Here is an 11897-nt window from a genome sequence, read left to right as displayed (position 1 = left end):
TTGTTTTGACGAACTGATATAGGTGATTTCTATCATCCCGACGCCAGGACCGGGCCGCGCCACGGTGGCCGCTGAAATGACAAAAACGGATCGACTATAAATTTTTATACAGCTTTTGAGAGCCTTTTTATAACCTTTATACGCTGTATAGGTTATTTATGCGAAAAGGACATACTCCTAAAACAAGAGTCAACGTATATGAAACAGTTATTTTTTATCGCGGTATTAGGCCTAGCAGCTACCCTAACCCAGGCGCAAAACGTCACAGTAAACAGCGAAACCAAACCAAACACGGATTTCAGCCGCTACAAAACTTACGCTTGGGCATCGCAGGTAGACAGCAAACTCGATCCAGGCTATTATTTTCTGAACGACCTGGTTTTGAAGAAGCAGATTCGGGAAGCCGTCGGTTTTGCCATGGATGGCCGGGGTTACAAGCTCAAACGGCAGGCGCCCGATCTAATTGTTAACTTTCGGGTATTCGACAAGCCAACAACAATAAAGGGCTACACAGGTTCGGGTTCAAACTATTTTAGTTCCAGTGAAGTCCAGACGCTGGGTGACGAGAAGGACATCGAAGTACAAGCAGGCACCATTTTGATAAATCTCATTGATACAAAAACCAGTCAGGCTGTTTGGCAGGGGTTGGCGTCGGGTTTAACATCCAATAACGGTTTTGACCGGCAACAGGGGAAAATCCGCGAAGCCATCAACTTAATATTCAACAAATACCCTTACCGAGCCGATAAACTCTAATCGGTCATTCGTTCTGAAAAGTGCGTCGCTTCCCGGAGTGACGCACTTTTTTTGTTTACTAAAACCTAATACCGTCGTTACACGCCAACTAAGCAAAATTGGCCGAATCACCTTTTTGCCTTATTTTTATTGGCAATTAACCCAATCATCCGAATACAAACCTATGAAAACACCATTCCTCGCAACGGCCATGTTGCTGCCCCTTCTGGCAGTGGCGCAACCCAAAGCTAAGAAAAATGCGCTCCCCGCTGTTGATGCCGACAAAAAGACGATTATGGCTGATCTGGATAAACGGTTTCCCGAATACGCTGGTATATCGAAACAAATCTGGGATTTTGCTGAACTGGGTTATCAGGAGGAGAAAAGTTCTGCTCTTTTGGAAGAACAACTGAAAAAAGAAGGTTTCGATGTGCAAACGGGTGTGGCCGGTATTCCGACCGCTTTCGTAGCTACGTATGGTTCGGGGAAACCCGTCATCGGCATTTTGGGTGAGTACGATGCGCTACCGGGTCTGGCTACCGAAGCTAAGCCCGAATTTACGCCCATCGCAGGTCAGAAAGGTGGTCACGGCTGCGGTCATAATCTCTTCGGGACAGCATCGGTAGCAGCTGCGGTTGAGGTTAAAGACTGGCTCAAAAAGTCGGGCCATTCCGGAACGATCAAGATTTACGGTTGCCCCGCCGAAGAGGGTGGTTCGGCTAAAGTATACATGGTGCGCGACGGGTTGTTCAAGGATGTAGACGTTGTATTACACTGGCACCCCGGTGCTCAAAATGCTGCCGATGCCGGCACTTCACTGGCGAACAAAAATGCTAAATTCCGTTTTAAGGGGATCGCGGCCCACGCAGCGGCTTCACCAGAGCGCGGTCGGTCGGCGCTTGATGGTGTCGAAGCGATGGATTATATGGTCAACATGATGCGTGAACACATCCCGTCCGATACCCGTATTCACTACGTCATCACCAAAGGCGGAGAAGCCCCTAACGTGGTTCCGGCCAATGCCGAAGTCTACTATTATGTCCGCAACAAAGACCGGGCTGTTGTCCAAAGCGTCTGGAAACGCATCGAAAATGCCGCCGAAGGAGCCGCTAAAGGAACAGGTACGCAGGTAACCTGGGAAGTACTGGGCGGTGTGTATGACATATTACCGAATGTAACGCTGGCCGAAGTGATGCACCACAATCTGGAAACCGTCGGTGGCGTAAATTACACGCCGGAAGAAACCGCTTTTGCCAAGAAAATCAGCGAGACATTCGGTGATCAGAAAGTACCCATCGAAAATGCCGCCAAGGTAAAAAACTTCCGCGATGCCTCCGAAAGTGCAACTAGTGGCGGTTCCACCGACGTGGGTGACGTGAGCTGGGCCGTACCAACGGTTGGTTTATCTACCGCTACGTGGGTACCCGGTTCGTCGGCGCACAGCTGGCAATCGACAGCCGCCAGTGGTATGAGCATTGGGCAAAAAGGCATGATCGTGGCAGCCAAAACGCTGGCTATGACCGCGCTCGATTTGTATAAAACACCGGCGCTCATCGAGAAAGCCAACACGGAATGGGTGCAGAAGCGCGGTGCTGACTTCAACTATGAAGCACTGCTGGGCGATAGGAAACCCGCTCTGGATTATCGGAAATAGACGCTTAAAGCGCGAAAGAGTGAGAGCGTGAATAGCCGAGTTCCCGTAAAGTATCTACCTTTGCGGCAGAATTTAAAGAGCAACGGGTGAACGGGCGGAGTAAACAACGCTGTCAGCATTTACTCGTTACTCGTTCACTCTTTCGCCTATTAAAAAATGCTTCGAACGCACACTTGCGGAGAACTCCGCCTTGCTGACGCTACCAAAACCGCTACACTGACCGGCTGGGTCCAGACAATTCGTGACAAAGGTGGCGTCTTATGGATTGACCTTCGTGACCGATATGGTATTACGCAGCTCCTGCTCGAAGATGGTCAGACGGCTCCTGAACTCTTTACGATTGCCCGCTCGCTGGGCCGCGAATATGTCCTGAAAGCAACGGGAACGGTCATTGAGCGGAAATCAAAAAATCCGAATATTCCGACCGGCGATATTGAACTGAAGGTTACGTCGCTGGAGGTTTTGAACCCGGCCAAGTTACCGCCTTTCCTGATCGAGGATGAAACGGACGGGGGCGATGATCTCCGGTTGAAATACCGTTACCTCGACCTTCGCCGGAATCCGGTACGACGGAATCTCGAACTGCGTCACCGCATGGCCCAGCAGACGCGACTGTTTATGGACGGACAGAATTTTATTGAGGTCGAAACGCCGGTACTCATCAAATCGACACCTGAAGGTGCGCGTGATTTTGTCGTGCCAAGCCGGATGAATCCGGGTGAGTTCTATGCGCTGCCGCAGTCACCCCAGACGTTCAAACAATTGCTGATGGTGTCGGGCTTTGACCGGTACTACCAGATTGTGAAATGTTTCCGTGACGAAGATCTGCGCGCTGACCGCCAGCCCGAATTTACGCAGATCGACTGTGAGATGTCGTTCGTGGAGCAGGAAGATATTCTGAACATGTTCGAGGGTCTGGTTCGGCATTTGTTCAAGGCCGTCAAAGGAATCGACCTGGCCGAAGTACCCCGCATGACCTACGCCGATGCCATGAAACGCTACGGCTCCGATAAACCCGACACGCGGTTCGGGATGGAGTTCGCCGAATTAAAAGGCACGTTCGATACCATCGATCTGACTTCGGGCAAAGGATTCAGCGTGTTCGATTCGGCGGAGTTGGTAGTGGGTATCAATGCGCCGGGTTGTGCGCACTATACCCGCAAGCAACTGGATGAACTGACCGATTGGATCAAACGGCCCCAAATTGGCGCGAAGGGACTGATTTACGTTCGCTACAACGAAGACGGCTCCCTAAAATCGTCGGTCGATAAGTTCTATTCCGAAGCCGATCTGAAAGCCTGGGCCGCTCATTTCAAGGCGAAACCGGGTGATCTGATGCTGATCATTTCGGGTGATGCCAACAAAGCGCGCAAGCAGTTGAACGAACTACGCCTGGAAATGGGAAGTCGACTGGGACTCCGTGATCCGAATACATTCAGCAGCCTTTGGGTACTCGATTTCCCCCTGCTCGAATACGGCGAAGAAGAAAGCCGCTGGTTTGCCATGCACCACCCGTTCACCTCGCCCAAGCCGGAAGACATTCCCCTATTGGAAAACGATCCGGGTTCGGTTCGGGCCAATGCCTACGATATGGTCATCAATGGCACCGAAGTGGGTGGTGGTTCAATTCGGATTTTCAACCGCGACTTGCAGGCTCGCATGTTCAGCATTCTTGGCTTCTCGGATGAAGAAGCAAAAGCGCAGTTCGGCTTCCTGATGGATGCGTTTGAATACGGGGCACCCCCACACGGCGGTATTGCGTTCGGGTTCGACCGGTTATGTTCACTCTTCGGTGGGGCGGATTCTATTCGCGACTTCATCGCTTTCCCCAAAAATAATTCCGGGCGCGACGTGATGATCGATTCGCCATCAACCATCAGTCAGGCGCAATTGAACGAACTGAAAATCGCCACCGTAGCAAAGTAAAAGTAATAGAGCTAGTAAGGCGGACATCCTGTCCGGGCAGCTGATGGATAGCTGTCCGGACAGGATGTCCGCCTTATGTTTTTACTCGGTCATTCGGTTTTTGTTGATCTGGGCTTTGTCAGGCCCTGTTTAAAAGGCCACATAGCTTATACCATGTTCGGTTGCGGCAGATTGCGCTTATTTACAAGAAAAAGCATAATGTATATTTACCAATTATAAAGTACTTTATAATTTGATTTCACGAAATATTAGTTTATAATTATATACTATTTTAAACAGTTTACATGCGCTCTATTCAACATGCTTTTCGCTCGACCTGTGATATGGGTCTTGTTATACCTGTATCCTCTTTTATCACTTGCCCAACTTACCGTTACCAGTCCCGTACCTAGACTCGTTTACCAACGAAATCAATCGGACGAAGCAACGATTCTGGTTACAGGGCTAGCCCCTGCGACGGCGACTCTTGTTGAAGCCCGGTTTGTTCCGATGGTACTTGGACAGGGCGACGTAACGGCCTGGACCACATTGCCCTTGCTGCCTACCTCTACCGCTTTCCGAGGTTCCGTAGTCGTAAGAAAAGGGCAATATCGGCTGAATGTCAGGGCTAAAGCGGGCGGCTCGGTACTGGCCGAAACGCAGGTCAATCGGGTCGGTGTGGGCGAAGTGTTCGTACTGGCCGGTCAATCGAACGTATACGGCGGATTTCAGCGCGTGCCCGGTTCCGAAGAAGACCGGGTTTCCTGTCTGGACTTCCGGCAGGAAATCCTCAGCGAATACCTCCTCCCGTTCCGCTTCAGCAATGTGAGTTACGGCAGTAATATCGGCCCCAGCCAGCCATTTCACCTCTGGGGTATTCTCGGCGACAGGCTTGTTCGCAAGCTCAATGTACCTGTTATGTTTCTGGGTGCAGCACTTGGCGGCACGTCAAGCGACGACTGGAAACAGTCCGCGGCCGGTAACGTCAACAGTGCTCCTAATTTCTCGGTGTATCGGCGACTAGGTGTTGCGCTGATGCATTACGTATCCCGTACAGGCGCACGGGCGGTGCTCTGGCATCAGGGTGAGAATGACCGCACGACCGGCGAACAGACCTATTTCGATAACATTCAGTACGTTATCAACAAAACCCGCCAGCAAACGGGCTACAATCAACTGGCCTGGATGGTATCGCGGGCCAGCTACATCAACGGCAACACCAATCCAGCCGTTATTGCCGCTCAGAACCGGCTCATTACAGAAATCCAGGACGTTTTTCCCGGCCCGGCCACCGACAGCATTACGGGAACCGCCAACCGTCCGGACAACGTACACCTGCTGGGGGAGGGTTTATACCGTTTCGTCAACACCTGGGAGCAATGTCTAACTACCGCTTTCTTCCAAAATTCGAAACCGTTTGCCCCGAACGACGAATCGACAGTGATCACCAGCGGTTACACGTTGCCATTAACGCGACGACCCGGTGAGACTATTCAGGCTTCTTCACTTCGTACCGATGCCCATGAATCGGATAATCAATACGTTGCGCAGATCTTACGGGCCGACAACAACCAGCTCGTTTACGAATCAGCACCAAGTACGGCAAATCCGCTGTTGGTAACACTACCAGCCAATTTGCCCGATGGTCTGTATCGTATGCGAACGCGCTCAACGCATCCGGTCAGTGTTGGTACACTGGGCGAGCCTTTTTTAATTCAACAGTCGGCCAATGCGACCACTTCTCAGCCAACCATTCCGCTGACAACCAGTGGTGGAACGAGTGATGCGTCTATTCTTCGTTTCGCGTATCGCTACGAATCCGGCAGTCATGGCTTTTATACTATGGCTCGTTCGGATGTACCCGTAGAAACTCGCGTTGAACGTATCGATGGTGGAAGCTTCAATGACTCAGGTTGGACTGTAGCCCCACCCAACAGTCAATCACCGGACTACGATGAGTTTGCCGATTTCAATTACATTCGAAACTACCCGCCCGTTGCCTTTGCTGTTGGGGGCGTAGAGCCGGGAAGGTATCGCCTGTCGGTTCGTCGTCAGGGGGATACTGGTGCGGGCTTGTGGTACGAAGTCAGCCTGATCGACGGGCGAAACATTCTGTATTATGCTATGGAGCCAATTCCACCCATCCCGCCCGTACTCTCCGCCGATGAAATCCCCACGTCACCCGCCTGTTTGCCCGAGTCGTTTTCGGTATCGGTTACCGTCACCGATGGTCCGGTGAATAATGGCAACATATTTACCATTCAGTTATCGGATGCGACGGGTTCTTTCAGTTCTCCTACAACGATTGGTACAGGCGGTACAAGTCCGATTAGGGTTACGTTGCCCGCAGGTTTACCCGACGGATCAACGTATCGTATTCGGGTAGTGGGCAGTAACCCGGCGGTAACGAGCGCCCCCAGTCCATTCCTACGCGTCTGCGCTAATATGTCCGCCAGTATGGCTGACCTGTCCATGGTTATGCAACTCAACAATCGGATACCCGCCATTGGCCAGGTTGTGTCATTAACCGTGTCTTTGAGGAACGATGGGCCACAGAATGCAACGGGCGTGAAAGCGCAAAGTCTCTTACCACCGAACCTTACGTTCGTTGATTCGCCGAACGCTGCTATCCGTGAAAGTGCGGGTACAGTAACAATTGATGCGGGCACGCTTGCCGCCGGTTCAACCACGCCCTATATTTTTCGACTAAAGGCAACTCAACCCGGTACGTTCGTGACCACGGCCCAGATCATCACCAGCCAAACACCCGATCCGGACAGCCAGCCTAATTCGGGTACGGGTGACGGACAGGATGATAGTAGTGTGGCCGATCTGCGCACGATCGATGCAAACGGTACGCTACTCGTATCGCCAAATCCAAACCAGACACCTCTGCCGCTGGTGCAATCAGATCAGCCACCCACCAATCCGACCAAAGCCGATCTCAGTCTGGATTTGGGTGCCAATTATCTGACCGTATCAGCCAATGGACCGGATAACATAACAATAACAATTACGAATGCAGGCGGACTAACCGCCACCAACATAACCGCTCAGGTGATCTTACCAAGCGGATGGACGGTAACCAATAGTAACGGATTGACGGTTATTGGTCAGGCCGTAGCAGCAACAATCAGCTCTCTGCCAGCAGGAAATTCAACCACGTTGACGATACCGATTCAGGTGAAGGGAAGTGGCACAGTGGTTGCTCAGATTTTCAACGCTGCCCAGGCCGACCCAGACTCGACACCCGGCAACGGCTTTGCCAATGGCGAAGACGACGAAGCCAGCATCAGTATCCGAACCCGCTGATCGATCAAAACTATAAAAAAAGCCATCTCACCTAAACGAGACGGCTTTTTTTATAGTTTTCGATATACGTTTGGCGAAATAGCGATCCAGCCCGTTCACCATCAAAAGGGGGCCGGTCCGTTCCCAAAATAGATGACCTTTTTTTTGATCCAGCGCAATTTTAGCGGGTCGAAATCTGTTTCATAAAAACGCTGGAATCAGCTCTGCACAGCGTTCGACCCCATGGAAGCCACAACATTAATACCCGCCGAAAAACAACGCTATCAAAAACACCTTAATCTACCTGAAATTGGTACGGCGGGCCAGCTTCGGCTAAAGAACGCTCGTGTGCTCGTCGTTGGCGCAGGTGGTTTGGGATGCCCGGTGCTATTGTATCTAACGGCGGCCGGTGTTGGCACCATTGGTGTTATCGATCCCGATGTGGTCGATCTCAGCAACCTTCAGCGACAGGTGCTCTACACAACCGATGAGGTGGGTAAACCGAAAGCGAAAATCGCTACCAGCCACCTGAATCGGCTCAATCCCGACATTTCTTTCGACACATATACGGCGGCTCTCGAAATCAGCAACGCCCGAGGGATCATTGAAGGCTACGATATCGTGGTTGACTGCACCGATAATTTTAAGGTTCGGTATCTGGTTAATGACATTTGTGTAACACTGGGCAAACCCTTCGTTTATGGGGCCATTCACCGTTTTGAAGGACAGGTAGCCGTACTTAATGCCGATCTGGGTGATGGTCAGCGTGGGCCTACGTATCGGTGCATGTTCCCTGAATACCCGAACGACATCGAAATTCCAAACTGCAATGATACGGGCGTACTCGGCGTATTGCCAGGTGTGATTGGGACGTATCAGGCGAACGAAGTCATCAAACTGATTACCGGCATTGGGCAGTCGCTAAACGAGCATCTGCTGATGGTCGATTTGCTGACGATGAACCAGCAGCGCATCAAAACCAAGCGCCGGGCCGACGCGGACCAACTGGCCAAACAGGGTCTGGCATCGGGCTACCGACCGGCCCTCGTTTCGACGGGACCGCAGAAAATAACAGCTCAGGAATTAGCCGACCGGCTGGCTCTTGGCGAAGACATTTTTCTGCTGGATGTTCGCGAACGACCCGAATATGACCTGTGTCACCTGGAGGGAGCTGTGCTGATCCCGGTTGGTATGATTCCCAATAACCGAAAACGCATTCCTACGGATCGGCCCGTTGTCGTATACTGTCACCACGGCATCCGCTCGGCCAACGTCATCAATTACCTGTATGCGCAGGGCGGATTAACGAATCTGTATAACCTTGATGGCGGTATCGACGCCTGGGCGCGGGACATTGAACCCGAAATGGCAATCTATTGATTTTGTCTTACAGCCCGTATAAGTAAGGCCGTGACGTAATGTTACGGCCTTACTTGTATCAAGCAGTCTGCGATCCGAGCCGGAACCAACACCCGGACATGGCTGTTTTGCGAGTGCCGTTGGCCAGCAATGATCGTTGCCACTCTAAACGGTATTATCATTACCAACCATGTTTGTCACCGTATTAAAATCAAAGCTCCATCGCGTCAAAGTCACGCAGGCCGAGTTGAATTATGTTGGTAGCATTACCATTGATGAAGATCTTATGGATGCTGCCGGACTGTTCGAGAACGAACAGGTACATATCGTCAATAATAACAACGGTGAGCGGCTCGTCACGTATGTCATCAAAGGCGAACGCGGCTCGGGTATAATCTGTCTGAACGGCGCTGCAGCTCGCCGGGCACAGGTCGGCGATATTATCATTATCATCGCTTACGCCATGATGACACCCGACGAGGCCCGATCCCATAAACCAACCGTAATCTTTCCGAATGATAACAATCGGCTCGTGAAAGGCTAATCCGGTACCATCCATTTGCGTGAAACTCCGTTACTTTGTGACGGAGTTTTTTGTAAGACGGCTGGCAAGTCGTTCCTGTTGACCACAAGCGCGGCTTTCCGGCCGTGTTCCGATCGTATGAACCTGAAGAATATTCTCAAATACGTAATTTCACTTGCTATTGCCGGAGGGCTTCTCTGGTTTACCTTTAAGCAGAGCCATCTCGATGTCGCTGATCTGGGGCGCAAACTCAGCGCAGCCGATTTTCGATGGATACTGGTATCGGCGGTAATGACCCTCGTAGCACACTGGAGCCGGGCCGAACGCTGGCGCATCCTGCTGGAACCCGTTGTTCCCCAACGGCCCACTTCACTGGATGCAACGGTTAGCGTATTGACAGGCTATTTGGCGAATATGGCTCTCCCACGGGCTGGCGAAGTGGCCCGATGCGGGACACTCTACCGGCTTTCGGGCGTACCCGTGAACGTTAGTTTTGGTACGGTAGTGGCCGAACGATTGTTCGACGTGCTCATGTTACTACTCCTACTGGGGGCTACGTTTATCCTTGAATTTGATCGGCTGAGCCAGTTTTTCATGGAGTTTCTGGGCGGTAAGCTCCCAAAAGGTTCCAGCGGTTCTAGTCTATTGATGCTCTCCGGCGCTACACTGCTGGGACTAGCTCTGTTAGGCTGGTTTTTGTTCAACCGGTATCGTGAAGCGTTGGGCAGGCATCCCCTTTATCAGAAAGTTAGTGGGTTTCTGACCGGCTTGCTCGAAGGCCTGTTAAGCGTTCGTAGAATACGTCGACCCGGCGCGTTTGTGTTTCATACGATCCTCATCTGGACAATGTACTACTTTATGTCGTACACCCTCTTTTTCGCCATGCCAGCTACGGCTGACTTAGGTCCACTGGCCGGATTGACGATTCTGGTCGTTGGTTCATTGGGGATGGCTGCGCCTACACCGGGCGGCATCGGTTCTTTTCACCTACTGGTCGGACAGGTTGCGTTGCTCTATGGCCTGACCAGTCAGGACGGGCAGGTGCTGGCAACATTTATTCACGGCGTTTCAACGCTGATGGTCATCATTCTGGGTATCCTAAGTCTGCTGGTCGTACTGCTACGGCGTAACAAAACGACAGACCTGGCGGATGTACTCGATGATCCTAAAGCAATTAAGTTGTAATCACCCGTTCGTACACACCTTTTTTCATGACAGAAACCAAAATCCTATCGCGCGAGCAGGCGATTCAGCAGGCCGAACTATGGCGGGCCGAAGGGCAGCAGATTGTTTTCACCAATGGCTGCTTTGACATCGTTCACTTAGGCCATATCGATTACCTTGAAAAAGCACACGCGCTGGGCAATCGCCTGATTCTGGGGCTGAATACGGACGCATCGGTGAGCTGCATTAAAGGCCCCCTGCGTCCAGTTGTCAACGAATATGCCCGCGCCCGGCTGATGGCTGCGCTGGAATTTGTGGATGCTGTTACGCTTTTCGACGAACCAACTCCCCTCGAACTCATCGAAGCGGTTAAGCCGGACATTCTTGTCAAAGGCAACGATTACACGGTCGATACGATTGTTGGGGCCGACTTTGTGCTTGGCAGAGGTGGTCGTGTTAAGACGGTTACGCTCGTACCGGGCTATTCGACGACCAAACTTATCGAGCGCATCAAGCAAAGCTTCTAGAGCAGTTTCCTTAAGTATTTTTTCGAGACACCACAAAAAAAATACTCCATCTTCAATCAATCATAACTTGCTTATTATCAACAGAAAACTGATCATCAGGTCAGTTTTTTTTATGCTTCATCTAAGTTTAATCTAGTTAATCAATAGAAATTGATAATTTATTTTTTATTTTGCTACCTCATTACCTCCTACTCACCAGAATACAGTCCGCAACGTCGTTATTATTTGCTTGTATCACCTCGTAAACCGTCAGTGAACGAATGTCTCTATTGCTATTCCGAAACTACCTCTGGGCTTCTCTCTTTCTCGTTCTCTCTTTATGGCCCGTACCGGGGAAATCCTCGGTAGACCGCACTGCTGATCAGATTCTGGGCCGGTGGCTGTTTCCGGGCCGGGGATCGACGGTTGAGTTGTACCGTGTTGGTGATCGCTATTTTGGTCGTATCTCCGACGTCAGCCCGACGGGTAAAGAACAGTTCGGTTTAACTAAAAATCAGTTACTGATCAGCAATCTGGCCTTCGACGGCAAAGGGTGGTCGGGTGAGTTGATCCATCCCAAGACAGGAAACCATCTTAATATAGACGTAGAAATGGTCGATTCGCGGACAATAAACGCAACCGTTTATAAGGGATGGCGTTGGCTCAACAAAGAATTTGTAATGACCAGAGAAGCCCTTTAGGCCCAACAGACCAAGGTTTCCAATTTATAAACTAGCTATTTGCTACATTCTTGCAACGG

The 11897-nt window shown here is 51.1% G+C and carries 9 protein-coding genes; all 9 read left to right on the top strand.

Features of this window, described 5'->3' with window-relative positions:
* Window positions 1–198: 198 nt before the first annotated feature.
* The 9 genes from GK091_RS04110 to GK091_RS04070 all read left to right on the top strand — a co-directional run bounded on the left by GK091_RS04110 (window position 199) and on the right by GK091_RS04070 (window position 11838).
* The gene (locus tag GK091_RS04110) at window positions 199–756 is read left to right on the top strand and encodes a DUF4136 domain-containing protein (protein WP_164035341.1); all 558 of its coding nucleotides are present in this window, start codon (window positions 199–201) and stop codon (window positions 754–756) included.
* A 163-nt stretch (window positions 757–919) separates the two neighbouring features.
* Window positions 920–2389, top strand: a complete 1470-nt coding sequence (locus tag GK091_RS04105; protein WP_164035340.1) for an amidohydrolase — start codon at window positions 920–922, stop codon at window positions 2387–2389.
* A gap of 156 nt (window positions 2390–2545) precedes the next feature.
* Window positions 2546–4315 (top strand): aspartate--tRNA ligase, encoded by a 1770-nt coding sequence (gene aspS, locus GK091_RS04100; protein WP_164035339.1) that lies wholly within the window; start codon window positions 2546–2548, stop codon window positions 4313–4315.
* 300 nt (window positions 4316–4615) lie between these two features.
* Entirely contained in the window at window positions 4616–7606 is a 2991-nt protein-coding gene (locus tag GK091_RS04095; RefSeq protein ID WP_164035338.1) for a sialate O-acetylesterase, read from the top strand.
* 222 nt (window positions 7607–7828) lie between these two features.
* Entirely contained in the window at window positions 7829–8965 is a 1137-nt protein-coding gene (moeB, locus tag GK091_RS04090; protein ID WP_164035337.1) for a molybdopterin-synthase adenylyltransferase MoeB, read from the top strand.
* Between the two features lie 169 nt (window positions 8966–9134).
* The gene (gene panD, locus GK091_RS04085; RefSeq protein ID WP_164035336.1) at window positions 9135–9488 is read left to right on the top strand and encodes an aspartate 1-decarboxylase; all 354 of its coding nucleotides are present in this window, start codon (window positions 9135–9137) and stop codon (window positions 9486–9488) included.
* Between the two features lie 117 nt (window positions 9489–9605).
* Window positions 9606–10652 (top strand): lysylphosphatidylglycerol synthase transmembrane domain-containing protein, encoded by a 1047-nt coding sequence (locus tag GK091_RS04080; RefSeq protein WP_164035335.1) that lies wholly within the window; start codon window positions 9606–9608, stop codon window positions 10650–10652.
* Window positions 10653–10678: 26 nt separating this feature from the next.
* Window positions 10679–11158, top strand: coding sequence for a D-glycero-beta-D-manno-heptose 1-phosphate adenylyltransferase (rfaE2, locus tag GK091_RS04075; RefSeq protein ID WP_164035334.1), 480 nt, complete (start codon window positions 10679–10681; stop codon window positions 11156–11158).
* A 260-nt stretch (window positions 11159–11418) separates the two neighbouring features.
* Complete coding sequence (locus GK091_RS04070) at window positions 11419–11838, top strand: DUF2147 domain-containing protein (RefSeq protein WP_164035333.1); 420 nt, start codon at window positions 11419–11421, stop codon at window positions 11836–11838.
* The last annotated feature ends 59 nt before the right edge of the window (window positions 11839–11897 follow it).

Source organism: Spirosoma agri (assembly GCF_010747415.1).
Lineage (GTDB): Bacteria > Bacteroidota > Bacteroidia > Cytophagales > Spirosomataceae > Spirosoma > Spirosoma agri.
The sequence above is the reverse complement of the archived record's forward strand: the minus strand, read 5'-3'. Positions and strand labels throughout refer to the sequence as shown.